Origin of the sequence: Ramlibacter rhizophilus, assembly GCF_004681965.1 — a bacterium.
In the GTDB taxonomy this organism is placed as follows: Bacteria; Pseudomonadota; Gammaproteobacteria; order Burkholderiales; family Burkholderiaceae_C; genus Ramlibacter; species Ramlibacter rhizophilus.
In genome coordinates, this window is sequence record NZ_SMLL01000001.1 from 756,454 (window position 1) to 782,836 (window position 26,383).

A 26,383-nucleotide genomic window follows, 5' to 3' on the forward strand; every position below is an offset into this window, starting at 1 on the left:
GCGCGGCCCCACGATCATGAAGGCGCGACCGCGACGCCTTCAAGCCCAGCGGTGGCTGCCGGCCTGGTGCGAGGGCTACCAGCGCGAAACCCTGGCCAGCGATGCCGTCGCGGCGGCCATCGTCACGCTGATGCTGATCCCGCAGAGCCTGGCCTATGCCTCGCTGGCCGGACTGCCGCCCGAGGTGGGCCTGTACGCGAGCATCGCGCCGCTGCTGATGTACGCGCTCCTGGGCACGAGCCGCGTGCTGGCGGTGGGGCCGGTGGCGGTGGTGTCGCTGATGACGGCCACGGCAATCGGGGACCATGCAGCCGCGGGGTCGGCCGCGTACTGGGCGGTCGCGATCACGCTGGCCTTCCTGTCGGGCCTGATGCTGCTCGCCATGGGCCTGCTGCGGCTCGGGTTCGTGGCCAACTTCCTCAGTCACCCGGTGATCTCCGGCTTCATTTCGGCGTCCGCCGTGCTGATTGCCGCGGGGCAGGCGCGCGTGCTGCTGGGCCTGCAGGTGCCGGGCGAACATTTCGTGGAGATCGCGGCCGGTGTGCTGGCGCGCCTGTCGCAGGTGCATGGGCCCACGGCGCTGCTGGGGCTGGGCGCGCTGGCCTTCCTGTTCTGGACGCGCAAGGGGCTCAAGCCCTTGCTGATCCGCTTGGGCATGCCCTCGCGCCTGGCCGATTTCACGGCGCGGGCCGGCCCGGTGATGGGAATCGTCGTCACGGCGTTGCTGACCTGGGGCCTGGGCCTGCAGGAGCAGGGTGTGCGCGTGGTCGGCGCGGTGCCGGCCGGCCTGCCGCCGCTGACGACGCCCTTGTGGGATCCCGCACTGTGGCAGTCGCTGGCGGTGCCCGCGCTCCTGATCAGCGTGGTGGGCTTCGTGGAGTCGGTCTCGGTGGGCCAGACGCTGGCGGCGCGCCGGCGCGAGCGGATCGAGCCGGACCGCGAGCTCGTGGCCCTGGGCGCGAGCAACCTCGGCGCCGCCTTCAGCGGCGGCTTTCCGGTGACGGGCGGCTTCGCGCGTTCGGTGGTGAACTTCGACGCCGGCGCCCGCACCCCGGCCGCGGGTGCCTTCACCGCCGTGGGCATCCTGCTGGCCGCGCTGCTGCTGACCCCGGCGCTGTACTACGTGCCGCAGGCCACGCTCGCGGCCACCATCATCGTGGCGGTGGTGTCGCTGATCGACCTGGGCATGTTCCGGCGCACCTGGCGCTATTCGCGAACCGACTTCCTGGCCTTGCTGGCCACGGTGATCGGAACGCTGGGTTGGGGCGTCGAAGCCGGCCTGATCGCGGGGGTGGCGCTGTCGCTCGGCCTGTTCCTGCTGCGCACCAGCCGCCCGCACATCGCCCAGGTGGGGCTGGTTCCCGGGACGGAGTACTTTCGCAACGTCAAGCGGCACCGGGTGATCGAGAGCCCGGCCGTGCTCGGCCTGCGGGTGGACGAAAGCCTGTACTTCGCCAATTCGCGCGCGCTGGAGGACTGGATCAATGCCGCGGTGGCCGGCCGGCCCGGGCTGCGGCACGTCGTGCTGCAGTGCTCGGCGGTGAACGCCATCGACGCCAGCGCGCTGGAAAGCCTGGAGCACATCGACGAGCGGCTGCGCGGCGCCGGCCTGCAGTTCCACCTGAGCGAGGTCAAGGGCCCCGTGATGGACCGCTTGCAGGGCACCGACTTCCTCACGCAGCTCAGCGGACGGGTGTTTCTCACCCACTACCAGGCCCTGCGCGAGCTGGCGCCCGATCTGTTCGGCGTGGAGGAAGGCGTGAAGTCGCCGGCGCCTGTTTTTTGAGCACCGTGGCGCGAGCCCAGGCGGGGCGGGGCTTGCGGGGCTTGTTCCCGAACCTTTCCACAGGCTGGCCCACAGGCGAGGGGGACAACTCGGCGGCGCGTCAGCACGCGTCCAGCGCCACGGTTTCGCCGTGGGCGGGCCGGTGGCAGGCCCAGCCCAGGGTGCGCTCGATCCGCGCCCCGAGGGCCTGCGCAGCGGCCGGCTCGCCGTGATTGATGAAGACCCGGCGCGGCGCGCGCGCGAAGCCGCGCAGCCAATCCAGGATCTGGCCCGCGTCGGCGTGGCCGGACCACTGCGCCAGGCGGGCGACCTCGGCGCGCACGGGCACTTGCGCACCGAAGACCTTCACGCTGTCCACGCCCTGTACGAGGTCCGCGCCCCGCGTGCCGGCGGCCTGGTGGCCGACCAGCAGGATGGTGTTGCGCTCGTCCGGCGCGAAGCTGCGCAGGTGGTGCAGCACGCGTCCACCGGTGAGCATGCCGCTGGCGGCGATGACGATGCGGGGTCCGCGGCCGTGTCGCACCTGCTCCGACTCCTCGGCGCTCTGCACGGCCTGCACGTCGCCAGCGGCTTGCAGCCACTCCGAGGTGTCTGGCCGCAGGTGCGACGGATGGCGGACGCAGACCTCGGTCGCGCGGGCGGCCATGGGGCTGTCCAGCACCACCGGCAGCCTGGGAATGTCGCCGCGGCGCGCGAGCCGGTGCAGCGCCAGGATCAAGGCCTGTGCGCGCCCCACCGCGAAGGCCGGAACCAGCAGGACGCCGCCACGTGCGGCGGTGCGGCACACCACGGCGGCCAGCGCCTGCAGTGGATCGGTGCGGGCATGCTCGCGGTCGCCGTAGGTGGATTCGAGCACCAGGTAGTCGGCCGCGGGCGGGGGTGCGGGCGGTTTCATCACCAGGTCGTCGGGACGGCCCAGGTCACCGGAGAAGAGGACGCTCACCGGGCCGGCCTCCAGGCGCAGCATGGCCGCGCCGGGCAGGTGGCCCGCAGGCCGGAACAGCGCCTGCCATCCAGGCGCGGCTTCCCAGGGCTGGTCGAAGGGAACCGTGCGCAGCAGGCGCAGGCAACGCTCGGCATCGGCCCGCGTGTACAGGGGCAGGGGAGGGTGGTGGCGGCTGCTGCCCAGGCGCTGGTGCTCCGCGGCCTCTTCCTCCATGAGGTGGCCGCTGTCGGGGAGCAACAGGCCGCACAGGTCCGCGGTCGCGGGCGTGCAGTGCACCGGTGCACGCAGGCCCTGGCGCGCCAGCAGCGGCAGCAGGCCGCTGTGGTCGATGTGCGCGTGCGTGAGCACCACGCCGTCCAGAGCCGAGGGCGGGACGGGAAAGGGCTCGCGGTTGCGAAGCCGCAGTGCCTTGTCACCCTGGAAGAGGCCGCAGTCCACGAGCACCTGCGTTTGCCCTTGCTGCACCAGGGTGCGCGAACCGGTCACGGTGTCGGTGGCGCCGAGGAAACACAGCTGCATGGCGCGCATGCTGCGACGCGGACCGCCGCGCGTCAATGAGCGGCTACGAAGCCGCCGTCTCCGCCGCTTCGATCTCGCTCGAAAGTTCGAGCCAGCGCTCTTCCAGGTCCTGCAGCTCTTCGCTCACCGTCTTGAGCTCGCGGCCGGCGTCGGCGATGTCCGCGGGGGCGAGCGGGGTGGACAGGCGCGCCTCCAGGTCGCGGCGTGCCGACTGCAGCTGCGTCATGCGCGATTCGGCCGCCTCCAGTTCCTTGCGCAGGGGCCGCAGGCGGGCGGCAAGCTGCTGGCGTTGCTGGGCGTCCTGCTTGCGGCGTGCGGCGCCATCGCCGCTCGTCGGGGCGGGCGCGGGTGCGGGTCCCGGTGCGGGTCCAGGTGCGGGGGCGGGTGCAGCAAGCGACGAAGCCGAAGCGTTCGCCCGCGCCTCCTCGCGCAGCCGGCGCGATTCGTCCAGGAGGTAGCGCTGGTAGTCGTCCAGGTCGCCGTCGAAGGGGCGGACCTCGCCGCGGCCGACCAGCCAGAATTCGTCGCACACGGCGCGCAGCAGCGCACGGTCGTGGCTGACCAGCATCACCGTGCCCTCGAACTCGTTGAGCGCCACCGACAGCGCCTCGCGCGTGGCCAGGTCCAGGTGGTTGGTGGGCTCGTCCAGCAGCAGCAGGTTGGGACGCTGCCAGACCATCATGGCCAGCACCAGGCGTGCCTTCTCGCCGCCGCTCATGGTGCCCACGGCCTGGTTGACCATGTCGCCCGAAAAGTTGAAGGTGCCCAGGAAGTTGCGCAGTTCCTGCTCGCGCGCCTGCGGGCCCACGTCGCGGGCCAGGCGGATCATGTGCTCCAGCGGATTGCTCTGCGCATGCAGCACGTCCAGCTCCTGCTGCGCGAAGTAGCCGATGGACAGGCCCTTGCCCTCGGTGAGCGTGCCGGCCAGGAGCGGCAGGTCCCGTGCGATGGTCTTGACCAGCGTGGACTTGCCCTGGCCGTTGGCCCCCAGGATGCCGATGCGCTGGCCGGCGAGCACGGAGCGGTTGACGCCGCGCAGGATGACCGTGGGCGGCGACGCGTCCGCGCGGTAGCCGAACTCGCCCGCGCTGATGGCGAGCATGGGGTTGGGCAGGTTGGCCGGCTCCTTGAACTCGAAGCTGAAGTCGGCCTCGGCCAGCACGGGCGCGATCTTCTCCATGCGCTCCAGGGCCTTGACCCGGCTTTGCGCCTGGCGCGCCTTGGTGGCCTTGGCCTTGAAGCGGTCGATGAACTTCTGCAGGTGCGCGATCTTTTCCTGCTGGCGGGCGAAGGCGGACTGCTGCTGCGAAAGCTGCTCGGCGCGCATGCTTTCGAAGGCGCTGTAGTTGCCGCCGTAGCGCACCAGTTTCTGCTGGTCGATGTGCAGCGTCACGCCGGTGACGGCATCGAGGAACTCGCGATCGTGGCTGATGACGACGAGCGTGCCGGCGTAGCGCTGCAGCCAGGCTTCCAGCCACACCAGGGCGTCCAGGTCCAGGTGGTTGGTGGGTTCGTCCAGCAGCAGCAGGTCCGAGGGGCTCATGAGCGCGCGGGCAAGCTGCAGCCGCATGCGCCAGCCGCCGGAGAAGCTGTTGACGGGCCGGTCCAGTTCCTGCACGCGAAAGCCCAGGCCCAGGATCAGCGACTGCGCACGCGGCACCGCGTCGTGCTCGCCCGCATCGTGCAGGTCCGCGTGGGCCTGGGCCACCGCCATGCCGGCGTCGGCGTCCTCGGGCGCGGCCTCCAGGCGCGCCTCGGCCTCGCGCAAGCGCTCGCGGACCGCCGCCAGGCGCGTGTCGCCCGCCACGACGAAGTCGGTGGCCGGCTCCTCGGTCTCGGGCATGTGCTGGGCCACCTGCGCCATCTGCCAGTGCGCGGGCACGGAGAACTCACCGCTGTCCTCGTGCAGGCTGCCGTTGAAGAGGGCGAAGAGCGTCGATTTGCCGGCGCCGTTGCGCCCGACCAGGCCGACCTTCTCGCCCGGATTGAGCGTGACCGAAACCTTGTCCAGCAGCACCTTGGCCCCGCGCCGCAGGGTGACGTCGCGCAGCGTGATCATGATGCGAGCGCCTCGCGCGTGAGGAGCAGGACCTGGTCATCGCCCGCGCTGGTCTCCAGCCACACGGCTTCCAGTCGCGGGAAGGCCGCCTCGAAATGCGCCCGCTCGTTGCCGATCTCCAGGACCAGCACGCCGGCTTCGGACAGGTGCTCCGGCGCCTCGTGCAGCAGGCGGCGCACGAAGTCCATGCCGTCCTCGCCGCCGGCCAGCGCCAGCGCCGGCTCCGCGCCGTACTCGGGGGGCAGGGCCGCCATGCTGGCTGCATTGACATAAGGCGGGTTGCACAGGATGAGGTCGTAGGGCCCGTGCACGGCCGCGAGGCCATCGGATTGCAGCAGGCGCACGCGATCGTGCAGGTCGTGCTTCTCGACGTTGATGCGGGCCACGGCCAGGGCCTCGGCGGACAGGTCGGACGCATCCACCGCCACCTCGGGCCAGGCCATGGCGGCGAGCACGGCGAGGCTGCCGTTGCCGGTGCACAGGTCCAGCACGCGCCGCGTGTGCTCGCCCAGCCAGGGGTCGATGCTGCCGTCGGCGATCAGCTCGGCGATGAAGCTGCGCGGCACGATGCTGCGTTCGTCCACGTGGAAGGCCACGCCCTGCAGCCAGGCTTCCTGGGTGAGGTAGGCCGCGGGCCTGCGGGTGGTGATGCGCTCGGCGACCAGGGCCTGCACGCGCTCGGCTTCTTCCGTCGTGACGGGTCGCCGTGCCACCTCGTCCAACGCGTCCAGCGGCAGGCCCAGGCGCCACAGCACCAGCCAGGCGGCTTCGTCGAAGGCGTTGGTGGTGCCGTGGCCAAAGGCCACGCCGGCTTCGCCCAGGCGCTTGGCCGAGGCCTCGATCAGCTCGATGACGGTCATGCCCGCTCCAGCGCGTCCAGCCGTTCCAGGGTGCGGCGATAGATGTTCTTGAGCGGCTCGATGTCGGCCACCACGACGTGCTCGTCGATCTTGTGGATGCTGGCGTTCACCGGCCCGAACTCGATCACCTGCGGGCAGATGCGCGAGATGAAGCGGCCGTCACTGGTGCCGCCGGTGGTGGACAGGGTGGTCTCGACCCCGGTCTCGGCGAGGATGGCGCCGCGCACGGCGTCCACCAGTTCGCCCGGGCGCGTGAGGAAGGGCTGGCCGCCCAGCGTCCAGGCCACGGTCCATTCCAGGCCATGGCGGTCCAGCACCTCGGCCACGCGCTGCTGCAGGCCCTCGGCCGTGCTCTCGGTGGAGAAGCGGAAGTTGAAGTCCACCACCACCTCGCCCGGGATGACGTTGCCCGCACCCGTGCCCGCATGGATGTTGCTCACCTGGAAGCTGGTGGCCGGGAAGAAGTCGTTGCCATGGTCCCAGGTGGTGGCGGCGAGCTCGGCCAGCGCCGGCATCGCCTGGTGGATGGGGTTGCGCGCGAGCTGCGGGTAGGCGATGTGGCCCTGCACGCCCTTGACGCTGAGCTTGCCGGTGAGGCTGCCGCGGCGGCCGTTCTTGATCATGTCGCCCAGGCGCTCGACCGAGGTGGGCTCGCCGACGATGCACCAGTCCAGCCGCTCGCCGCGCTCGCGCAGCGCCTCGCAGACCACCACGGTGCCATCGACGCTCGGGCCTTCCTCGTCGCTGGTGATCAGCAGGGCCAGGGAGATCGCCGGGTCCGGGGTGGCTGCCAGGAACTCCTGCACCGCCACGGTGAAGGCGGCGATGGAGGTCTTCATGTCGGCCGCCCCACGCCCGTACAGCTTGCCGTCACGGTGCGCGGGCACGAACGGCGGGCTGCTCCATTGCTCGATCGGGCCGGTGGGAACCACGTCGGTGTGGCCGGCGAAGACCAGCGTACGCGCCCCGCGCCCCGGGCGACGCGCCCACAGGTTGGTGACGCGGAAGTCCGCCGGGCCGCTTGCGATGGTTTCGCACTCGAAGCCCAGGGGAGCGAGCTGCGTGGCCAGCAGGTCCTGGCAGCCGGCGTCCTCCGGGGTGACGGAACGGCGCGCGATGAGCTGCTCGACGAGATGGACAGTGGAATTCATGGATCAGGGAGAAGGGCACGGCCGCAGCCGCGCCGGGAATCAGTGCTTCACGTCGAAGGTGATTTCGGTGAAGGAGGGCTCGTCGTCGTCGGGCGCGCTGTCGTCGGCGGCTTTGCGGACCTGGAAGTCGTTCTGCAGGCGCCACAGCAGGTTGTTGGGCGAGTCGGCATGGGCCATGCCTTCCTTGCGATCGACCAGGCCTTCGGTGATGAGCCGCGCGATGTCCTGCTCGAAGCTCTGCGAGCCTTCGGCCATGGACTTTTCCAGCGTCTCGCGCAGGCCGGAGAAGTCGCTCTTTTCGATCAACTCCGCCACGAGCTGCGAATTCAGCAGCACCTCCACCGCCGGAACGCGCCCGCCGTGCACAGTGCGCAGCAGGCGCTGCGAAACGATGGCCCTGAGCGCGGCGGCCAGGTCGCCCAGCATGGTCGGGCGCACTTCCACCGGGTAGAAGGACAGGATGCGGTTGAGGGCCTGGTAGCTGTTGTTGGCGTGCAGGGTCGCCAGGCACAGGTGCCCGGACTGCGCGTAGGCGATGGCGGCCGACATGGTGTCGCGGTCGCGGATCTCGCCGATCAGGATCACGTCGGGCGCCTGGCGCAGCGCGTTCTTCAGCGCCACCTGCAGCGACTCGGTGTCGGTGCCGATCTCGCGCTGGTTGACCACGCAGCGCTTGTTGCGGAACACGTATTCGATGGGGTCCTCGATGGTGAGGATGTGTCCCGAGGCGCGCTCGTTGCGCCAGTCCAGCATGGAGGCCAGCGTGGTGCTCTTGCCGGCCCCGGTGGAGCCGACCATGAGGATGAGGCCCCGCTTTTCCATCACCAGCTCGCCCAGCACCATGGGCACGGCCAGCGTGTCCAGGGGCGGCACGTCAGCCGGGATGTGGCGGATCACGGCGGCATAGCTGCCCCGCTGGCGCATGGCCGAGACGCGGAAGCTGCCGACGCCCTCGAGCGTGTGGCCGATGTTGAGCTCGCCGTCGCGTTCGAGCTGGGCGATGCGCTCGGCCGGCAGCATCTCGGCGAGCAGCGCGCGCGGGGCATCGGCGGGCAGGGGCTGGGCATTGATCGGCACGCACTGGCCGTCGATGCGCACCTGCGCCGGCGCGTGCGCGGACAGGTAGACGTCGGACGCCTTCTTCTCCGCCATCAGCCGCAGGATGCGTTCCATGGTGCTCATGCCGGGCCCCTCTCGTGTTGGACTCGTGATCCGCGCCGCTCAGGGACGCAGCAGCTCGTTCAGGCTGGTCTTGGCGCGCGTCTGCGCGTCCACCCGCTTGACGATGATGGCCGCATACAGGCTGTAGCGCCCGTCGTCCTTGGGCAGGCTGCCCGAGATCACCACCGAGCCGGCCGGCACGCGCCCGTAGCTCACCTCCCCGGTGGCGCGGTCGTAGATGGGGGTGCTCTGGCCGATGTACACGCCCATGGAGACCACCGAGTTCTCCTCGACGATGACGCCCTCGACGATCTCGGAGCGCGCGCCGATGAAGCAGTTGTCCTCGATGATGGTCGGGTTGGCCTGCAGCGGCTCCAGCACGCCGCCCAGGCCCACGCCGCCGGACAGGTGCACGTTCTTGCCGACCTGCGCGCAGGAGCCGACGGTGGCCCAGGTGTCCACCATGGTCCCCTCGTCCACGTAGGCGCCGATGTTCACGTAGCTGGGCATGAGCACCGCGCCGCGGGCGATGAAGCTGCCGCGCCGGGCCACGGCCGGGGGCACCACGCGCACGCCGGTGGCGGCCATTTCCTCGGGCGTGAGGTGGGCGAACTTGGTGGGCACCTTGTCGAAGAAGCCCAGGTCGCCGGCGCGCATGATCTCGTTGTCCTTCAGGCGGAAGGAGAGCAGCACGGCCTTCTTGATCCACTGGTGCACCGTCCACTGGCCGACGCCTTCACGCGTGGCGACCCGCAGCTGGCCCTTGTTCAATTCGGCGATCACGTGCTCGACGGCCTCGGCCACCTCGGGCGGGCAGGACTTGGGTGAAAGGCTGGCGCGGTTCTCCCACGCGTTGTCGATGGTCTGCTGCAGCTGCTGTGTCACGGCTTGGAGGGTGGGTTGGATTGGACGAACTGGACGATGCGTTGCGCGGCTTCCAGGCATTCGGCGGTCTCGGCGACCAGGGCCATGCGGATGCGGCCCCGGCCCGGATTGAGGCTTTCGGCTTCCCGGGCAAGGTAGCTGCCCGGCAAAACCGTCACATTGTATTGAGCGAAGAGCTCGCGGGCGAAGGCTTCGTCGTCGCCGCCCGGGACGGCCGCCCAGAGGTAGAAGCCCGCGTCGGGCAGGCGCACGTCCAGCACGGACGCGAGCAGGGGCGTGACCTCGGCGAACTTGCGCCGGTAAAGCGCCCGGTTCTCCACCACGTGCGCCTCGTCGCGCCAGGCCGCGACGCTGGCGGCCTGCACCACGGGGCTCATGGCGCTGCCGTGGTAGGTGCGGTACAGGAGAAACTGCTTGAGGATGGAAGCGTCGCCCGCGACGAAGCCGGAGCGCAGGCCCGGCACGTTGCTGCGCTTGGACAGGCTGGTGAAGGCGACCAGGCGTTTGAAGTCGGTGCGACCGAGTTTGGCCGCCGCTTCCAGGCCGCCCAGGGGTGCATCGTCCCGGAAGTAGATCTCGCTGTAGCACTCGTCCGAGGCGATGACGAAGCCGTGCCGGTCCGACAGCGCGAAGAGCTTGCGCCATTCCTCCAGCGGCATCACCGCGCCCGTGGGGTTGCCGGGCGAGCAGACGAAGACCAGCTGGGTGCGGGCCCAGGTGGCCTCGGGCACGCGGTCCCAGTCCACCGCGAAGTTGCGCGCCGGATCACTGGGGGCGTAGAAGGGCGTGGCGCCCGAGAGCAGGGCGGCGCCTTCGTAGATTTGATAGAAGGGGTTGGGGCACACCACGACGGCGTCGCGGCTCGCATCGACCACGGTCTGGGCGAAGGCGAAGAGCGCCTCGCGCGAGCCGTTGACGGGCAGGACTTGCGCGAGCGGGTCCAGCACCAGCCCGTAGCGGCGCTGCATCCAGGCCGCGCAGGCCTCGCGCAGCGCGGGCTCGCCGCCCGTGGCCGGATAGACGGACAGGCCGGGCAGGGCGCCCATCAGCGCTTCCTGGATGAAGGCGGGCGTGGGGTGCCGGGGTTCGCCGATGCCCAGGCTGATGGGCCGCAGCCCCGGCGCGGGCGGCACGCCCGCGAACAGCTTGCGCAGCCGCTCAAAGGGATAGGGCTGCAGTTTCTCCAGGAGGGGATTCATGGGGCGCGATTATCCCCGGCGGCCGCGCGCCCTCCGAGCCGTTGCATGAGGTCCAGGGCGTTGTCGGGCGCATGGAGCTTGTCGGTGTTGTCGAAATAGCAGAACACCTCGCGCGGCGCGGCCAGCTTCGCTGTCGGCGGCGCGATCAGCCGCGCATCGGCCGGCTCGCGCCCGCTGCGCCAGGCCTGGATGGCCTCGGCCCAGCGGCGCAGCTCGGCGTCGGTGTAGACGCTGTTGTAAAGCTCGGTCGAGCCGTGCAGCCGCAGGTACATGAAGTCGCTGGTCACGTCCTCGTAGCTGGGCCAGGCAAGCGGGGTGTCCGCGACCACCCAGGCGATGCCGCGGCGCCGCAGCGCCTCGATGAAGGCCGGCTGCGCGAAGCTCGCATGCCGCACTTCGATGGCGTGCCGCAGGCGCAGGGACACGGGCGGATCGAGCAGCTCGCGTCCGTGCATGCGCTGGTCGCGGCGGCGGGCCAGGCGCGCCGCCTGCTCCGTGTCCATGGGCAGCAGATCGAAGAAGGCCTCGAAGCGCTCGGCGTCCCAGGCCATGTTGGCCGGGAACTGCCAGAGGATGGGCCCCAGCTTGTCGCCGAGCGCGAACAGGCCCGAGGCCAGGAAGTTGGCGACGGCCACTTCGGCGTTGCGAAGCCGCAGCATGTGCGTGACGTAACGCGGCCCCTTGACCGTGAAGACGAAGCCCGGCGGCGTCTGCCGCGCCCAGGTCTCGAAGCTGGACGGGCGCTGCAGCGCATAGAAGGAGCCATTGATCTCGATGCTGCTGAAGTGGTTCGATGCGTACGCAAGTTCTCGCGCCTGCGGCAGCCCGGGCGGGTAGAAGTGGCCGCGCCAGGGCGCATAGCGCCAGCCGGACACGCCCACGTAGGCGCGGCCGGTCGCGGCGACCCGGTCGTCGGGCGCTTGCGGTCGTGGCGGATGTCTCATCGCGCGGGCCTTTTCGTATGGGACCGGTGCTGCCCGGGCAGGTTCAGCGCCACTGGAGCGCCGGATGGGCCGCTGTATCATCCGCGGCACCCGCCGGCGCCCGGGAAGCGCTCCCAGCCCGGCGTGCCTTTCGAAGCCAGCAAGTCAGGCCCGCCGTGCGTCTTACCTCCATCAAGCTTTCCGGTTTCAAGTCCTTCGCCGAACCCACCAACTTCATGCTCCCCGGCCAGCTGGTCGGCGTGGTGGGTCCCAACGGCTGCGGCAAGTCCAACATCATGGACGCGGTGCGCTGGGTGCTGGGCGAGTCCAAGGCCAGCGAGCTGCGTGGCGAGTCCATGCAGGACGTGATCTTCAACGGCACCACGCACCGCAAGCCCGCCTCGCGCGCTTCGGTGGAGCTGGTGTTCGACAACGCCGACCACCGCGCTGGCGGCCAGTGGTCGCAGTTCGCCGAGATCGCCGTCAAGCGCGTGCTCACGCGCGACGGCACCAGCAGCTACTACATCAACAACCAGCCTGTGCGCCGGCGCGACGTGCAGGACGTCTTCCTGGGCACGGGCCTGGGGCCGCGTGCCTACGCCATCATCGGCCAGGGCACCATCAGCCGCATCATCGAGTCGCGCCCGGAGGAGCTGCGTCTCTTCCTGGAGGAAGCCGCGGGCGTGTCCAAGTACAAGGAACGCCGGCGCGAGACCGAGAACCGCCTGTCCGACACGCGCGAGAACCTCACCCGCGTGGAAGACATCCTGCGCGAGCTGAACGCCAACCTGGACAAGCTGGAGAAGCAGGCCGAGGTGGCCCAGAAGTACCAGGGCCTGCAGGCCGAGGCCACGCTGCGCCAGCACCAGCTGTGGTTCCTGCGCCGCGCCGAGAGCGAGACCGAGCAGGCGCGCCTGAAGGCCGATGCCGACAAGGCCGTCAACGACCTGGAGTCGCGCGTGGCCGACCTGCGCCACGTGGAAGCCGAGCTGGAGACCATCCGCCAGGCCCACTATGCGGCCGGCGACCAGGTGAACCAGGCCCAGGGGCGCCTCTACGAAGCCAGTGCGGAAGTCGGGCGCCTGGAGGCCGAGATCCGCTTCGTCGTCGAGGGCCGCCAGCGCGCCGAGCAGCGCCTGGTGCAGATCCGCGAGCAGGCGGCGCAGTGGTCGGTGCGGCGCGACGAGGCCGCCGAGGAACTCGAGTCCCTGGCCGGGCAGGGCATGGAGGCCGAAGAGCGCACCGCCCTGCTGGCCGCGCAGGTGGAGGAGCAGGCCATGCGCCTGCCCGAGCTGGAAGAGGCCCTGCGCCAGGCGCAGAACCGATCCAACGAACAGCGCACGGCGGTGGGGCAGGTGCAGCAGCAGATCCAGGTGCTGGCCGCCGAGCAGCGCAGCATCGAGGAACAGTCAAGGCAGCTGCAGCTGCGGCGCGAGCGCCTGGTCGCCGACCGTGGCGCGCTGGCCGCCCCCGACGAGGCGCGCCTCGCGCAACTGCAGCAGCAGTCGGCCCTGGCCACGGAGACCGCGCAGGCTGCCGAGGCGCGCTTGCACGAGCTGCAGGACCAGGTGCCGCAGCTCGACGAGGAGCGCCGTGGCCGGCAGGCCGACCTCAACCAGCAGGGCGCGCGCCAGAGCGAGCTGTCGGCGCGCATGGAAGCGCTCAAGGCGCTGCAGGAGAAAGTCCGCACCGACGGCAAGCTGCGGCCCTGGCTGGCCAAGCACGGCCTGGACGGGCTGGCGGGCCTGTGGAGCCGCATCCACATCGAGCAGGGCTGGGAGAGCGCCCTGGAGGCGGCGCTGCGCGAGCGCATGGCGGCGCTGGAGGTCTCGCGCCTGGACATGGTGCGCGCCTTCGCCAGCGACGCGCCGCCCGCACGCCTGGCCTTCTACAGCCCGCCGGCCGCAGGCGTGCCCGCCGCGTCCCATGCGCTGCCGCGGCTGTCGGACCTGCTGCGCCTGAACGACGCCGGGCAGAAGGCCTTGCTGGCCGACTGGCTGCATGGCTGTTTCGTGGCCGAGAGCTTCGAGGCCGCGCTGGCCGCGCGGGCGCAGCTGCAGGCGGGCGAGACGCTTTACGTGCGCGAAGGACACGCCATCACCGCCCACGGCGTGAGTTTCTATGCCCCGGACAGCGAGCAGGCCGGGCTGCTGGCGCGCCAGCAGGAGATCGAGAACCTGGACAAGCAGTTGCGCGCCCAGGCCCTCATCGCCGAAGAAGCCCGATCGGCCCTGGTGCGGGCCGAGGCCGCCTACAGCGACGCCTCGCAGCGCCTCGTGGCCGTGCGCCGCGAAGCCAGCGAGACGCAGGGCAAGGCCCACGAGCTGCAGGTGGAGGCCCTGCGCCTGGGCCAGCTGGCCGAGCAGACGCGGGCGCGCGGCGAGCAGATCGCGGGCGACCTGGCCGAGGTCGACGCCCTGCTGGAGGACCTGCAGGAGCGCCGCGTCACGGCCGAGGGCCGCTTCGAGGAGCTGGACCTGCAGCTGGCCGACGCGCAGGAGCGCCATGCGCAGCTGGGCGACCGCGTGATCGAGGCCGAGCGGCGCCTGGCCGAATCGCGCGAGCAGCAGCGCAGCCTGGAGCGGCAGGCGCAGGAGGCGCAGTTCTCCGAGCGCTCGCTGCAGGCCCGCCGCGGCGAGCTGCAGCGCACCATCGACACCGCCAGCCAGCAGGCCGCGAGCCTGGTGGCCGAGGAGCAGCGCGCGCACGAGGAACTGGCACGCCTGAGCGACGCGGCAGCGCAGGCCGGGCTGCAGAACGCGCTGGCCTTGAAGCTGGAGCGCGAGCAGGCCCTGGGCGCGCAGCGCAGCGCCTACGACGACCTCACGGCCAAGCTGCGCGCGAGCGACGAGCGGCGCCTGGCCTTCGAGCGCGAGCTGGACCCGCTGCGCCAGCGCATCACGGACATGCAGCTCAAGGAGCAGGCGGCGCGCCTGGGCGTGGAGCAGTACGCCCAGCAGCTCGCCGAGGCGCAGGCCGACCTGGAGGCGGTCGCCCGCTCGGTGGAGGAGGGCAAGGTGCGCCTGTCGGGCCTGCAGGGCGAGATCGACCGGCTGCACCGCGAGATCGCCGCCCTGGGCGCCGTCAACCTCGCCGCTCTGGAAGAACTCACGACCGCGCGCGAGCGCAAGCAGTTCCTGGATGCGCAGTCGGCCGACCTGAACGAGGCCATCACCACGCTGGAAGACGCCATCCGAAAGATCGACGGCGAGACGCGCGAGCTGCTGGGTGGCACCTTCAATGTGGTCAATGAGCACTTCGGCCGCATGTTCCCGGAGCTGTTCGGCGGCGGCAACGCCAAGCTGGTCATGACCGGCGACGAGATCCTCGACGCCGGCGTGCAGGTCATGGCGCAGCCGCCGGGCAAGAAGAACCAGACCATCCACCTGCTCTCGGGCGGCGAGAAGGCGCTCACGGCCATCGCGCTGGTGTTCGCCATCTTCCAGCTCAATCCGGCGCCCTTCTGCCTGCTGGACGAGGTGGACGCGCCGCTGGACGACGCCAACACCGAGCGTTACGCCAAGCTGGTGTCCAGCATGAGCCGGGGCACGCAGTTCCTCTTCATCAGCCACAACAAGATCGCCATGGAGATGGCCGAGCAGCTGATCGGCGTCACCATGCAGGAGCAGGGCGTCTCGCGCATCGTCGCGGTGGATATGGATTCCGCCGTCTCCATGGCCGAGGCCGCCTGACACCCGAGGAAAGCACATGAGCAGCAGCCTGACCGTGGGCCTGGCCGTCCTGGGGGGAGGCACCCTGGCGGCACTGGTCGCCTGGAACGCCTGGACGACCCGCCGCAACACCCCACGCCAGCCCGAGATCGACACCATTCCAGACGCCGCGGCGGACCCCCGCGCCGAAGCCGGTGACACCATCCCCGATGCGGACGGCCGCGTGGAGCCGGTGTTCGCCGACTCGGCGGCCCTGGTGGGCGCGGTGGCCGTGCCCGAGCGCAAGCCCGGCCTGGATGCGCTCATCGACGTCATCGCCCCGGTGGCGGTGGACGGGCCCGTGTCGGGCGACGCCGCGCTCGCCGCGCTGCCGCCGACGCGGCGCACCGGCAGCAAGCCTTTCGCGGTCGAGGGCCTGAACGAGCGCAGCGGCCATTGGGAAGTCCCCCAGCCCGGCCAGCGCTACACCGCCTTCCAGGCCGGCGTGCAGCTGGCCAACCGCCATGGCGCGCTCAACGACATCGAGTTCTCCGAGTTCGTCATGAAGACGCAGGGCTTCGCCGATGCCGTGGGCGGCATGCCGGACTTTCCCGACATGCGCCACGAGGTGTCCCGTGCGCGCGAGCTGGACCAGTTCGCGAGCGGCCACGATGCGCAGCTCAGTCTCACCCTGCGCGCACGGCAGGCAGCCTGGAGTCCCGGCTATGTGCAGCAGCACGCCGCGCGCCTGGGTTTCGTGGCTGGCGCGGTCCCCGGCCGCATGGTGCTGCCCGCCAGCCAGGCCGGCGCGCCGCCCCTGCTGGTGCTCAATTTCGACACGCAGGCGGCGCTCGCGGAAGACCCGACCCAGGCCGCGCTGCGCGAGCTGATCCTGAGCATCGACGTGCCGCAGGTGCCCCGCGCGGAGCAGCCCTTCGTGCGCATGCGCGAGGCAGCCCAGGCGCTGGCGCAGTCCATGGACGGCGTGCTCACCGACGACCGCGGCCAGCTCATTCGCCCGGAGACGCTGGACCGCATCGGCGCCGACCTGGAGACGCTGTACGACACGCTGGACGGACGCGACCTGGCCGCGGGCTCGCCGCAGGCGCGCAGGCTGTTCAGCTGAGTCATGGCAGTCCCCGACGATGACGTCCGGCGCGCCGCCGCCTTGCGCGAGCGCCTGCACCACCACGCCCATTGCTACTACGTGCTGGACGATCCGCAGATCCCGGACGCCGAGTACGACAAGCTGTTCCAGGAACTGCAGGCGCTGGAAGCGCGGCATCCGCAGCTGCGCACGCCCGACTCGCCGACGCAGCGCGTGGGCGGCGCGCCCCTGGACGCCTTCGCCAAGGTCCGCCACCGCGTGCCTATGCTGTCGATCCGCACCGAGACCGACATCGAGGCCAGCGGCGCCCGCAACTTCGACGCCCGCGTGCGGCGCGAGCTGGGCCTGGCCGAGGAGGCCCCGCCCATCGACTACGTGGCGGAACTGAAGTTCGACGGCCTGGCCCTCAACCTGCGCTACGAGGCCGGCGTGCTGGTGCAGGCCGCCACGCGCGGCGACGGCGAAGTCGGCGAGGACGTGACGCAGAACATCCGCACCATCGGCCAGATTCCGCTGCGCCTCGCGGACGGCGCGCCGCCGGTGCTGGAGGTGCGCGGCGAGGTGTACATGCGCAGGGACGACTTCGAGCGTCTCAACGCGCGCCAGCGCGAGAAGATCGCCGCCGGCGCGCGCGGCGAGAAGACCTTCGTCAACCCGCGCAACGCTGCCGCCGGTGCGGTACGGCAGCTCGACCCGCAGGTCACGCGCCAGCGGCCGCTGTCCTTCTTCGCCTACGGCTGGGGCGAGGTCACGCCCGTCGAGCAGGGGGGGCCGGCCTGGCGCACGCATTTCGAGGCCCTGCAGGCGCTGCGCGGCTGGGGCCTGCCGGTGTCGGACCGGGTGGTCCAGGCGCATGGCGCGGACGATCTCGTGGCCTACCACCAGGCCATCGGCCGCGAGCGCGACGGCTTGCCCTTCGACATCGACGGCGTGGTCTACAAGGTCGACAGCCTGACGCTGCAGCGGCAGCTCGGCTTCGTCACGCGCGAGCCGCGCTGGGCGGTAGCGCACAAGTTCCCGGCGCAGGAGCAGGTCACGACGGTGGAGTCCATCGACATCTTCGTCGGCCGCACGGGCAAGCTCACGCCGGTGGCGAGGCTCAAGCCCGTGTTCGTGGGCGGCGTGACGGTCACCAACGCCACCCTGCACAACGAGGACGAAGCCCGCCGCAAGGACGTGCGTGTCGGCGACGCGGTCATCGTGCGCCGCGCCGGCGACGTGATCCCCGAAGTGGTGGCGGTGGTCGCGGAGCAGCGCACGCACGCGGCGCCGGCCTTCGAGATGCCGCGCCACTGCCCGGTGTGCGGCAGCCAGGCCGTGCGCGAGGAAGGCGAGGTCGACTGGCGCTGCTCCGGCGGGCTGTACTGCGGCGCGCAGCGCAAGCAGGCGCTGCTGCACTTCGCGCAGCGCCGCGCCATGGACATCGAGGGCCTGGGCGAGAAGCTGGTGGACCAGCTGGTCGACGCCGGGGTGATCCGCGTGCTGCCGGACCTGTACCGCCTGGGCCTGTCGCAGCTCATCGCGCTGGAGCGCATGGGCGACAAGAGCGCGCAGAACCTGCTGGCGGGGCTGGAGGCGTCCAAGTCCACCACGCTGCCGCGCTTCCTCTTCGCGCTGGGCATACGGCACGTGGGCGAGGCCACCGCGCGTGACCTGGCGCGCCACTTCGGAACACTGGACCGGGTGATGCAGGCCTCCACCGACGACCTGCTCGCCGTGCCCGACGTCGGGCCGGTCGTGGCCGAGAGCATCCACACCTTTTTCGCGCAGCCGCACAACCGGGAGGTGGTGGAACAGCTGCGCGCGTGCGGCGTGCACTGGGCCGAGAGCGAGCCCGCGCCGCAGGCAGCCTTGCCCCTGGCGGGGATCACCGTCGTGCTCACCGGCACCTTGCCGACCCTCTCGCGCGAGGAGGCCAAGGGTCTTCTGGAAGCGGCTGGCGCAAAGGTCGCGGGCTCCGTGAGCAAGAAGACGGGCTACGTGGTCGCTGGCACCGAGGCCGGTGGGAAACTTGACAGGGCGCGGGAGCTGAGTATTCCCATCCTCGATGAAGAGGGCCTGAAGTCACTGCTGGCGCAGGGCGCCCCTTGATGAGCTGTGTCGGACGGGCAGGGTCCTCCTGTCGGCCGAACGCATGCATCCTGTAGGACAAGTGCTAATTCTGCGCAGTAGCGGCCCCCAAAGCTGGGATGACTCTTCAGAATGCGAAGCCTCATCCATGTCCAACAACCTAGGGAGAAGCAATGGACAACACCAGCGCCAGCAACAAGACCGTGTCGCCCGAAGCCGCTGCCGCAGCCGAGGCGCTCATCGCGACGCCGGCCCGCGCCAAGCGGGGGTTTGCCGTCCTGAGCCCCGAGAAGAAGCGCGAGATCGCGAGCATGGGTGGCAAGGCAGCGCACGAGCACGGCCGCGCCCACCGCTTCACCAGCGAAGAGGCCCGCGCCGCCGGCAAGAAGCGCCACCAGATGCGCGTGGCCGCCGCCTCGCAAACGACCGACCGCTCGTCCTGAGCGTTTATTCACCGCGGTCGCAGCCGCGGTGAAAGACACCCCGATCAAACACATCCGTTCGCCCTGAGCCTGTCGAAGGGCTCGCGTGGTGAGTCTCGCGCGATCGGCTTCGACAAGCTCAGCCCGAACGGTGGGGCCCGACGGGGTCCGTGGATTCGCTGTTTGTGGAGAGCTGGTTGACGTGCCGCCTCGGTGCGGGCCCCTGCAAGATTATTGAACCGCGCAGCCTCAGGGCTGCGCAGTCACATGGGCCAGCAGCTGCTCGACGGCAGCCACATCCGCCGGCTTGGTGAGGTGGTGGTCGAACCCCGCTGCCTTCGCCAGCGCCACATCGTCCTTCGCGCCCCAGCCCGTCAGGGCGACGAGCACCGGGCAACGTCCGTCGGACGCCTGCCGTCGCATGGCGCGCGCGACTTCATAGCCATCCATCCCGGGCATGCCGATGTCCAGGAACACGACCTGCGGATCGAATTCGCGGGCCAGTTGCAAGGCTGCGCGGCCCTCGTGCGCCACGCGGGCGACGTGCCCGTCCATCTGCAGGATCATGGCCAGCGTTTCCGCGGCGTCATGGTTGTCATCCACCACCAGCACGCGCACGGTCGCCTCGCCCGGCGCCGCTCCCCCGGGCCCGGCATGCTTTCCCGCCTGCCCTGAGCCGGCTTCCAGCGGCAGGACCACCGTGAAGCGGCTGCCCGCGCCGCGCCCTGCGCTGTGCACGCTGATCGTGCCGCCGTGCAGCTCGGTGATCGCCCGCACCAGGGCCAGTCCGATGCCCAGGCCGGCCGGCATGTCCTGCTGGTGCGGACGCAGCTGCGTGAACATCTGGAAGATGCGCGCCTCGTCGCCGGGGTCGATGCCCATGCCGTCGTCCTGCACCCACAGGTGCACCTCCGATGCTTCGGCGCGGGCGCCCAGGGTGATGTGGCCGTGGGCCGGCGTGTACTTGGCGGCGTTGGACAGCAGGTTGGAGATCACCTGCTCGATGCGGGTCGCATCCACGTCGAGGTACAGGGGTTCGTCCGGCAGCTCGATGGACAGCGCGTGGTGCGCGTGCTCGATGGCGGCCTGGGTGCTCTCCAGCGCGTTGTCCACCAACTCGCGCAGCAGCACGCGGCGTCGCTTGAGGTCGAGCTTGCCCGTGCTCACGCGGCCGATGTCCATCAGGTCGTCGATCAGCCGCACCATGTGCCCGAGCTGGCGGTCCATCATGGCCCAGGTGCGGGCGGATGCCTGCGGGTCGCGCTGGTGGCGCAGCAGGTGCAGGCCGTTGCGCAGCGGGGCCAGCGGGTTGCGCAGCTCGTGCGCCAGGGTGGCCAGGAACTCGGTCTTGCGCTGGTCGGATTCGGCCAGCTCGCTGGCCACGCGGCGCAGCGCGGCCTGGGCACGCACCTGCTCGGTGACTTCGCTGCCCAGCAGGGCCACGCGCGGGTGGGTCGCATTCCCCACGCGGGTGATGCTCACGTCGAACCAGCGGTCCGGCCCGGGGAGCTGGTGCAGCAGGCGCTGCGGCTGCCCGGTGCGGGCCACCTGCCCATAGGCGTCCAGCCAGGCCGGATCGGGATGGCTCACCATCTCGCGCATGCGCCGGCCCACCACGTTGCGCAGGCCAGTGTGGCGCGAGAAGGTGGGGTTGGCCTCGAGGTACACGCAGTCCTGCGCGCGGCCTTCCTCGTCGAAGAGCACTTCGATGATGCAGAAGCCCTCCTCCATGGTGTCGAACAGGGTGCGGTAGCGCTCTTCGCTCTGGCGCAGGCGCTGCGCGGCCGCTTCGGCAGCCTCCCGCCGCGCCTGTTCGCGCACGACCAGTTCGCGCGTGACGGCGGCCTCGCGTTCCGCGGTGATGTCGTGCATGGAGACCACCGCGCCGAGCTTGCCGCGGCCCGAGTTGTCATAAAGGGGCTGCCCGCTGGCCAGCAGGGTGCGCAGGCGGCCGTCGGGCGCGCGCACCACCATCTCCGCATCGCGGACCTGCTCGCCGGAGAGCGCGCGCATCAGGGGTGTGTCCTCCGGCGCGAGGGGCTCGCGGCCGCCCGGCGCGAGCAGGCCGTAGTGTTCGGCCCAGTCGTCCGGCGCGATGGCCTCCGGCGCCAGCCGGTGCAGCTCGCGGGTGGCGCGATTGAACAGCGTCAGCCGACCCTGCGCGTCGCAGGCGACGATGCTGTCCTGCACCGCGTCGAGCACCGCCGAGAGGAAGGCTCGCTCGTTGACGGCGGTGCGCTCGGCCTCGCGCAGCTCCTCGCGGCTGCGGTGCAGCGCGATGAAGAAGGACACCTTGCCCTTGAGCACCGCCGGATGCAGCGGCTTGGTGAGGAAGTCCACCGCGCCCAGGGCGTAGGCTTCCTCCAGGTAGGGCTCGGGGCTGTCCGAGGCGGTGACGAAGAGGATCGGGGTCTCGCGGGAGCGCGCGCGCGAGCGGATGAGGCGGGCCGCCTCGAAGCCATCCATGTCGGGCATGTGCACGTCCAGCAGGATGGCGGCGAAATCCTCGGACAAGGTGCGGGCCAGCGCTTCGCCGCCGGAGCCAGCGCGCACGAGCTGGGCGCCCAGCTCCAGCAGGATGGCCTCGAGCGCCAGCAGGTTGGCGGGCGAGTCGTCCACGAGCAGGACCTTGGCGACGGGAATGGGCGGTGTGGAGGCGAGCATCGCTGCGCTTGAAAAGTGGGCGTCAGTCTAGTGGCTGGAAGCGCACTTGTCCGTCGCCTTCAGCGCACCGGCCACTGCCACCACCGCGGCAGCAGGGCCCGCACGCGCGCCTGCGAGAAACGGTCGTCGATCAGCCACAGCACGCCCCGGTCCTGCTCGCTGCGGATCACACGGCCGGCCGCCTGCGCGACGCGGCGCAGGCCCGGGTAGAGATAGGCGTACTCGTAGCCGGCGCCGAAGGCGCTGTGCAGGCGCTCGCGCAGCAGTTCGTTGACCGGGTTCACCTGCGGCAGGCCCAGGGTGGCGACGAAGGCGCCGACCAGGCGCTCACCGGGCAGGTCGACGCCCTCGCCGAAGCTGCCACCCAGGACGGCGAAGCCGACGCCGCTGCCGCCTTCCGTGAAGCGTTCCAGGAAGGCCTGGCGCTCGGCCTCGCCCATGCCCGCGCTCTGCTCCCACAGGGGCAGCTCGGGGCAGGCCTGCGCCAGGGCGTGGGCGACCTGGTGCTGGAAGTCGTAGCTGCTGAAGAAGGCCAGGTAGTTGCCGGGCCGCTCGCGCCACTGGCGCTCGATGAGGGCGGCGATCGGCTGGACGGCCCGGGCGCGGTCCGCCCAGCGCGTGGAGATGGCGCCGGCCACCCGGATGGAGAGCTGCCCCGCCTCGAAGGGCGAGGGTACGTCCACCACGCCGGCGCTTTCGGGAACGCCCAGCGTGTCGCGGTAGAAGCCCACCGGCGCCAGCGTCGCCGAAAACAGCACCGTGGAGCGGGCCGCGGCGAAGCGCGGCGCGAGGTGCGGAGCGGGCAAGAGGTTGCGGATGCCCACGACCGTGTGGGCCCGAGCGCCGGCGCCCACGCGGCGGCGCTCGGCGATCGAGTGCGTGCCGAAGCTCTCGGCCAGGCGGGTGATGGCCAGGGCGTCGAAGTAGAAGCGCTGCAGCTCGGGCGAGGGCGCCTGCGGCAACTCCCCCGGGAGCGTCGCCAGATGCTCGGCCAGGTGCTCGGCCAGGGCTGCCGTGGCCTGCTGCAAGGCGTCCAGCCAGGGGCCGGGCAGCTGGTCCTGCGCCTGGTAGTCGCCGGAGCCGACTGCTTCGAGCTCGCGCCCCTGCTCGCGCCAGCGGCGGGCGAGGCGCTCCAGCGGTCTCTTCAGCCCGGCCGGCGCGGTGCGGCGCAAGGCGCGCAGGGCCGACTCGTCCAGCTCGGCGCTGTACATCTGCCGTCCGCGCTCGACCAGGTTGTGCGCCTCGTCCACCAGCACGGCGCAGCGCCACTCCAGCTCCAGCGTCCAGGCATGCAGCATGGCGCTGGTGTCGAACCAATAGTTGTAATCCGCCACGATCACGTCGGCCCAGCGCACCAGTTCGTGCGAGAGCCAGTAGGGGCAGACCTCGTGCGCCAGGGCCGCTTCGCGCTGCTGCCGGCGGTCCAGCAGGGGCCGGGCCAGTGCGTCGTCGCGCGCGGCCGGCAGGCGGTCGTAGAACCCGCGCGCGAGCGGGCAGGATTCCGGGTGGCAGGCCTTGTCCGGATGCTCGCAGGCCTTCTCGCGCGCGGTGAGTTCGACCACGCGCAGCGGCGTCGCGCCAGCACGGGCGAGCTGCGCGAGGCCTTCGATGGCGAGCTGCCGGCCCGGCGTCTTGGCGGCCAGGAAGACGACCTTGTCGAGCTTCTCGCCTGGACATGCCTTGAGGGCCGGGAACAGCGTGCCCAGTGTCTTGCCGATGCCCGTGGGCGCCTGGGCGAGGAGGCTGCGGCCGCTGCGGATGCCGCGCCACACGGCTTCGGCCAGGGCCCGCTGGCCGGCGCGGAACTGCCCATGGGGAAAGGCGAGGGCGGCGAGGGCGGCGTCACGCGCCGTGCGGTGCGCGGCCTCGCGCCGCGCCCAGTCCACGAAGCGCGCGCAAAGCCCTTCGAAGTGCTCGCGCAGCGCGTCGGCGCTGCAGGATTCCTCGCGCACGGTCTCCTCGGCGCTGCCCAGGTCCAGGTACACCAATGCCAGGCGCAGCTCGGGCAGGCCGCGCGCCTGGCACAGCATCCAGCCGTAGACCTTCAGCTGGGCCCAGTGCAGGTGGCGGTGGTTGGAGGGCTGGCGCGACAGGTCCGCGCGGTGGGTCTTGATTTCCTCCAGCCGCTGCAGGGCCGGATCGAAGCCGTCGGCCCGCCCGCGCACGCGCAGCGGCCCCGACGTGGCTTCGAGCGCGATCTCGGTTTCGTAGCCGGTGCCCCGGCGCGCGGCCACGAGCTGGTGGCCGGCGATGCCCTGGGCCGCCGTCGGCGAGGGGGTCAAGCGCAGGTCCAGGTCGCCGCCGCGCGCGGTGAACTCGCACAGCGTGCGGACGGAAACGAGGTAGGACGGGTGGGCGCTGGCCATGGGAACCGGGGACGGCGCCCGGTTTCTAGCACAGCCCGACCGCAGACGTCCTAGTCGCGTTCCTCGAGCTGGTGGTCCAGGCTGGTGATGGCGTAGCCCTTTTGTTCGAGCTGTTGTTCCGGGTGCTCGATGCCGTACTCCACGAGCTCATCGGCATGCTCGTCCAATTCCACGGACCGCGCGTGCGCCGTCCACTCCGTGCTGGTCGCCTCCTGAGGGATCTCGTGCCCGGCGGGCACGATCAGGTAGGACAGCTTGTGAGCAGGCTCGCGGCGGCGATAGACGTCGAGTTGCATGGGTCGCTCCTGTGAAAAAGACTTCAGCTGCCGCCCTGGCGAGGGCGCTTGCCGGCGTTCTTCTTGTTCCGCGTGGCGCTTCCCCGCTCGCGGCTGACCTTCTGGCCCGTGCCGTGGCGCACGGTGGGGTGACCTTCGGATGCGGCCGGCCGCGGCGTGGCGCGGCGGTCGGCTTCGGTGACGATCCTGTTGCCCATGAGGCTCCTTCCTGTGCTGCTGATGCAAACATTGAGCCACATCCCGGGCCCCAGCGGTGCTTCATGCTGTATGGGGCGAAAGCGAATTCGAACGCGGCCGTGTCCGACAGCCTGGCTCGGGCGTGGCGCCTAGTCTGCCTGCATCCCGTGCGAAGGGAAAGGGCGAGCGGCCCGCCCGGGCCACGGCAAGGAGACCGCCATGCAGAACATCGTCGGCACTTTCGACGACCCCAACTCCGCCCGCCTGGCCATCGGCCGGCTCTACACGGCGGGCATCCCGCGCGACCGGGTGCACTTCGATCCCAGCCTCGACACCGACTTCCTCAAGCACGCCGGACCGTCGCAGCCCCGCCCGGGCGACCCCAACTACCACCACCAGAGCGTGCTGGAGTCGATCGGCGGCTTCTTCGCCAACCTGCTGGAGAGCCACACCGACGAGTCCGGCATCTACTCGGAGGCGCTGCGGCGCGGCACCAGCCTGGTGTTCGTGCAGGCCGAGCGCGACGAGGCCACGCGCGTCATCCGCATCCTGCAGGACTGCGGCGCCATCAAGCTGGAAGACCGCGTCGGCCAGTGGCGGGCCGAAGGCTGGCACCCCCAGCCGTCCGGCACGGCAGCCGCGAGCCCATCACCGTCGCCGGCGGGAAGCGGCGCGGCCGGGGTGACCGGCGGCGCGAGCACGACCCTGCGCGGCGGCCCCGTGGGCACGCAGAGCTTCACCGGCGGCGGCGCTGCCGTCGGCATGCCCACCACGGCGGCTTCGCAGGTGGGCGGTGCCGGGGCGCGCCCGGACGGTGCCGACATGGCCGACACCGGACGCGATCCCACCCTGCCGTCGTCCCAGACCCCCCCCACGCCGGCCGAATCGGCGCGGCTCCACGAGCGGGCCATGGCGGCCTCGCCACGCGACGAAACGGCCCGCCAGGACCGCGTGAACCGCGAGCGCGAACCCGGGCGCGACGGATGAGGCGCGGCAGCCGGCGCGAATTCGCTTAAGCTCTCGGTTGATCCGCCAACGTGGGCCGCGAGTGCGCGTTTTCCGTCATGGCGACCGCGCTGTTCCCGTCTCCATGCCCGATCTTTCGCCCCAAGACCCCGGACCGCTGCCACGCATCCTCGTGGTGGACGACTCGCCGGACAGCCTCTGGCTCATGAGCCAGCTGCTGGAGGGCCGCTATCAGGTGCTGCAGGCGGCCAGCGGCCAGGAGGCCCTGGCACTGGCCAACCTCGACCCGGCACCGGACCTGCTGCTGCTGGACATCGTCATGCCCGACATGGACGGCTACGAGGTGCTGCGGCGGCTGCGGCAAGTCCCCCGCACCGCCGGCATCCCGGTGGCCTTCATGACCTCGCTCACCGAGCGCGAGCAGCAGGTCCTGGGTCGCGAGCTCGGTGCCATCGACTACCTCACCAAGCCGGTGGACGTGCGCGAGGTGATCCAGCGCGTGGAGTCGCACGTGGGGGCGCGCCGCCGAGCCCGGCGGCTGGAGGTGCTGGGCGAGCGCCTGGCCCGCAGCCTGTCCCCGGGCGAGTGGGAGACCCTGTTCCGTGGGACTGCGGAGCCGTCGGTCGAGCTCGTGGAAGCTCCTGTGTGCCTGGTGCTGGTTTGCGCCGCAGCGCTCAACGGTACGCAGGAGGAGCGCCAGGCCATGCGCGCGAACCTGGCGGCGCTGGCGGCCCGCCACGGGGGTGCGCTGGACCGCTTCGAGCGTGACGCCTCGGTCCTCATCTTCGACGAGCCGGCCGCGGCGCTGAACGCGGCACGGGCCCTCCAGCGGCACGGCGAGGGCCTGCGCATGGTGCTCCACGACGTGCATGCCGAGCTGGCGCGCTTCGCAGGCCCGGAGGGTATCGAGCGCACCTTGCTCGGCGGCGAGGCGGAGCGGCTTGCCCTCGCCTGCGCGGATGCGGGTCCGGGCATCACGCTCACGCCGGCTGCCTACGCGGCGTTGCGCGGCGAGCTCGGCACGGCTGATTCGCAGGTCGTGTTCACCTCCCGCTGGGTCGGAGCCGAGTTGACGCAGGGACGGCTGCTGGCCTATTCCGCGGCGGCTCCGCGCGGGCACGTCGAGCCGGCCACGGTCGATTGATTCCTACAGCATCCGCCCGAGGCGCGCCGTA

At 71.2% G+C, this 26,383-nt stretch carries 19 protein-coding genes; 7 read left to right on the forward strand and 12 right to left on the reverse strand.

Annotation, left to right across the window (positions count from 1 at the left end):
• Nucleotides 1-16: 16 nt before the first annotated feature.
• On the forward strand, nucleotides 17-1,786 hold the full coding sequence (locus EZ242_RS03645; protein ID WP_135283733.1) for a SulP family inorganic anion transporter: 1,770 nt from the start codon (nucleotides 17-19) through the stop codon (nucleotides 1,784-1,786).
• A gap of 100 nt (nucleotides 1,787-1,886) precedes the next feature.
• On the opposite strand, the gene EZ242_RS03650 is transcribed toward EZ242_RS03645, so the two are convergent.
• From EZ242_RS03650 to EZ242_RS03685, 8 genes are read right to left on the reverse strand one after another with little or no spacing between them, the layout of a single operon-like run.
• Nucleotides 1,887-3,251 (reverse strand): MBL fold metallo-hydrolase RNA specificity domain-containing protein, encoded by a 1,365-nt coding sequence (locus tag EZ242_RS03650; RefSeq protein WP_135283734.1) that lies wholly within the window; start codon nucleotides 3,249-3,251, stop codon nucleotides 1,887-1,889.
• Between the two features lie 43 nt (nucleotides 3,252-3,294).
• Nucleotides 3,295-5,310 (reverse strand): ABC-F family ATP-binding cassette domain-containing protein, encoded by a 2,016-nt coding sequence (locus EZ242_RS03655; protein ID WP_135283735.1) that lies wholly within the window; start codon nucleotides 5,308-5,310, stop codon nucleotides 3,295-3,297.
• Entirely contained in the window at nucleotides 5,307-6,170 is an 864-nt protein-coding gene (gene prmB, locus EZ242_RS03660; RefSeq protein WP_135283736.1) for a 50S ribosomal protein L3 N(5)-glutamine methyltransferase, read from the reverse strand. The genes EZ242_RS03655 and prmB overlap by 4 nt, the downstream gene beginning before the upstream one ends.
• Nucleotides 6,167-7,321, reverse strand: coding sequence for a succinyl-diaminopimelate desuccinylase (gene dapE / locus EZ242_RS03665; protein ID WP_135283737.1), 1,155 nt, complete (start codon nucleotides 7,319-7,321; stop codon nucleotides 6,167-6,169). The genes prmB and dapE overlap by 4 nt, the downstream gene beginning before the upstream one ends.
• A 39-nt stretch (nucleotides 7,322-7,360) precedes the next feature.
• Entirely contained in the window at nucleotides 7,361-8,503 is a 1,143-nt protein-coding gene (locus tag EZ242_RS03670; protein ID WP_135283738.1) for a PilT/PilU family type 4a pilus ATPase, read from the reverse strand.
• Nucleotides 8,504-8,542: 39 nt separating this feature from the next.
• Entirely contained in the window at nucleotides 8,543-9,367 is an 825-nt protein-coding gene (dapD, locus tag EZ242_RS03675) for a 2,3,4,5-tetrahydropyridine-2,6-dicarboxylate N-succinyltransferase (protein ID WP_135283739.1), read from the reverse strand.
• Complete coding sequence (gene dapC / locus EZ242_RS03680; protein ID WP_135283740.1) at nucleotides 9,364-10,566, reverse strand: succinyldiaminopimelate transaminase; 1,203 nt, start codon at nucleotides 10,564-10,566, stop codon at nucleotides 9,364-9,366. Before dapC ends, dapD begins: the two co-directional genes overlap by 4 nt.
• Nucleotides 10,563-11,510: a DUF72 domain-containing protein gene (locus EZ242_RS03685; protein ID WP_135283741.1), complete on the reverse strand. Its 948-nt coding sequence runs from the start codon at nucleotides 11,508-11,510 to the stop codon at nucleotides 10,563-10,565. Before EZ242_RS03685 ends, dapC begins: the two co-directional genes overlap by 4 nt.
• A 155-nt stretch (nucleotides 11,511-11,665) precedes the next feature.
• Between EZ242_RS03685 and smc the strand changes: the two genes are divergently transcribed.
• The 4 genes from smc (at nucleotide 11,666) to EZ242_RS03705 (ending at nucleotide 18,760) form a co-directional block, all read left to right on the forward strand.
• On the forward strand, nucleotides 11,666-15,181 hold the full coding sequence (gene smc, locus EZ242_RS03690; protein WP_135283742.1) for a chromosome segregation protein SMC: 3,516 nt from the start codon (nucleotides 11,666-11,668) through the stop codon (nucleotides 15,179-15,181).
• 16 nt (nucleotides 15,182-15,197) lie between these two features.
• Nucleotides 15,198-16,265, forward strand: a complete 1,068-nt coding sequence (locus EZ242_RS03695; RefSeq protein ID WP_135283743.1) for a cell division protein ZipA C-terminal FtsZ-binding domain-containing protein — start codon at nucleotides 15,198-15,200, stop codon at nucleotides 16,263-16,265.
• 3 nt (nucleotides 16,266-16,268) lie between these two features.
• Nucleotides 16,269-18,338, forward strand: coding sequence for an NAD-dependent DNA ligase LigA (ligA, locus tag EZ242_RS03700; RefSeq protein ID WP_135283744.1), 2,070 nt, complete (start codon nucleotides 16,269-16,271; stop codon nucleotides 18,336-18,338).
• A 152-nt stretch (nucleotides 18,339-18,490) separates the two neighbouring features.
• On the forward strand, nucleotides 18,491-18,760 hold the full coding sequence (locus EZ242_RS03705) for a KGG domain-containing protein (protein WP_135283745.1): 270 nt from the start codon (nucleotides 18,491-18,493) through the stop codon (nucleotides 18,758-18,760).
• Nucleotides 18,761-18,988: 228 nt separating this feature from the next.
• Here EZ242_RS03705 and EZ242_RS03710 read toward each other — a convergent pair whose 3' ends face one another.
• Genes EZ242_RS03710 through EZ242_RS21920 form a run of 4 tightly spaced genes read right to left on the reverse strand, consistent with a single transcriptional unit; the run spans nucleotide 18,989 to nucleotide 24,262 of the window.
• Entirely contained in the window at nucleotides 18,989-21,403 is a 2,415-nt protein-coding gene (locus EZ242_RS03710) for a hybrid sensor histidine kinase/response regulator (protein WP_135283746.1), read from the reverse strand.
• A 59-nt stretch (nucleotides 21,404-21,462) separates the two neighbouring features.
• Nucleotides 21,463-23,769: an ATP-dependent DNA helicase gene (locus tag EZ242_RS03715; RefSeq protein WP_135283747.1), complete on the reverse strand. Its 2,307-nt coding sequence runs from the start codon at nucleotides 23,767-23,769 to the stop codon at nucleotides 21,463-21,465.
• 50 nt (nucleotides 23,770-23,819) lie between these two features.
• Nucleotides 23,820-24,065, reverse strand: a complete 246-nt coding sequence (locus tag EZ242_RS03720) for a DUF6139 family protein (protein WP_135283748.1) — start codon at nucleotides 24,063-24,065, stop codon at nucleotides 23,820-23,822.
• 23 nt (nucleotides 24,066-24,088) lie between these two features.
• Nucleotides 24,089-24,262, reverse strand: a complete 174-nt coding sequence (locus EZ242_RS21920) for a hypothetical protein (RefSeq protein ID WP_167784631.1) — start codon at nucleotides 24,260-24,262, stop codon at nucleotides 24,089-24,091.
• Nucleotides 24,263-24,461: 199 nt separating this feature from the next.
• On the opposite strand from EZ242_RS21920, the gene EZ242_RS03725 reads away from it, so the two are divergent.
• On the forward strand, nucleotides 24,462-25,229 hold the full coding sequence (locus EZ242_RS03725) for a hypothetical protein (RefSeq protein WP_135283749.1): 768 nt from the start codon (nucleotides 24,462-24,464) through the stop codon (nucleotides 25,227-25,229).
• A gap of 103 nt (nucleotides 25,230-25,332) precedes the next feature.
• A complete protein-coding gene (locus EZ242_RS03730; RefSeq protein WP_135283750.1) occupies nucleotides 25,333-26,352 on the forward strand; it encodes a response regulator in 1,020 nt (339 codons plus the stop codon).
• Nucleotides 26,353-26,383: the final 31 nt, after the last annotated feature.

What these genes read in the sequence shown, in the direction of transcription:
- EZ242_RS21920 (WP_167784631.1), bottom strand. Translation starts at nt 24,262, where the DNA reads ATGGGCAACAGGATCGTCACCGAAGCCGACCGCCGCGCCACGCCGCGG.
- EZ242_RS03650 (WP_135283734.1), bottom strand. Translation starts at nt 3,251, where the DNA reads ATGCAGCTGTGTTTCCTCGGCGCCACCGACACCGTGACCGGTTCGCGC.
- EZ242_RS03670 (WP_135283738.1), bottom strand. Translation starts at nt 8,503, where the DNA reads ATGAGCACCATGGAACGCATCCTGCGGCTGATGGCGGAGAAGAAGGCG.
- EZ242_RS03720 (WP_135283748.1), bottom strand. Translation starts at nt 24,065, where the DNA reads ATGCAACTCGACGTCTATCGCCGCCGCGAGCCTGCTCACAAGCTGTCC.
- dapC (WP_135283740.1), bottom strand. Translation starts at nt 10,566, where the DNA reads ATGAATCCCCTCCTGGAGAAACTGCAGCCCTATCCCTTTGAGCGGCTG.
- EZ242_RS03730 (WP_135283750.1), top strand. Translation starts at nt 25,333, where the DNA reads ATGCCCGATCTTTCGCCCCAAGACCCCGGACCGCTGCCACGCATCCTC.
- prmB (WP_135283736.1), bottom strand. Translation starts at nt 6,170, where the DNA reads ATGACCGTCATCGAGCTGATCGAGGCCTCGGCCAAGCGCCTGGGCGAA.
- EZ242_RS03655 (WP_135283735.1), bottom strand. Translation starts at nt 5,310, where the DNA reads ATGATCACGCTGCGCGACGTCACCCTGCGGCGCGGGGCCAAGGTGCTG.
- EZ242_RS03725 (WP_135283749.1), top strand. Translation starts at nt 24,462, where the DNA reads ATGCAGAACATCGTCGGCACTTTCGACGACCCCAACTCCGCCCGCCTG.
- EZ242_RS03710 (WP_135283746.1), bottom strand. Translation starts at nt 21,403, where the DNA reads ATGCTCGCCTCCACACCGCCCATTCCCGTCGCCAAGGTCCTGCTCGTG.
- ligA (WP_135283744.1), top strand. Translation starts at nt 16,269, where the DNA reads ATGGCAGTCCCCGACGATGACGTCCGGCGCGCCGCCGCCTTGCGCGAG.
- EZ242_RS03695 (WP_135283743.1), top strand. Translation starts at nt 15,198, where the DNA reads ATGAGCAGCAGCCTGACCGTGGGCCTGGCCGTCCTGGGGGGAGGCACC.
- EZ242_RS03715 (WP_135283747.1), bottom strand. Translation starts at nt 23,769, where the DNA reads ATGGCCAGCGCCCACCCGTCCTACCTCGTTTCCGTCCGCACGCTGTGC.
- EZ242_RS03705 (WP_135283745.1), top strand. Translation starts at nt 18,491, where the DNA reads ATGGACAACACCAGCGCCAGCAACAAGACCGTGTCGCCCGAAGCCGCT.
- EZ242_RS03685 (WP_135283741.1), bottom strand. Translation starts at nt 11,510, where the DNA reads ATGAGACATCCGCCACGACCGCAAGCGCCCGACGACCGGGTCGCCGCG.
- EZ242_RS03645 (WP_135283733.1), top strand. Translation starts at nt 17, where the DNA reads ATGAAGGCGCGACCGCGACGCCTTCAAGCCCAGCGGTGGCTGCCGGCC.
- dapE (WP_135283737.1), bottom strand. Translation starts at nt 7,321, where the DNA reads ATGAATTCCACTGTCCATCTCGTCGAGCAGCTCATCGCGCGCCGTTCC.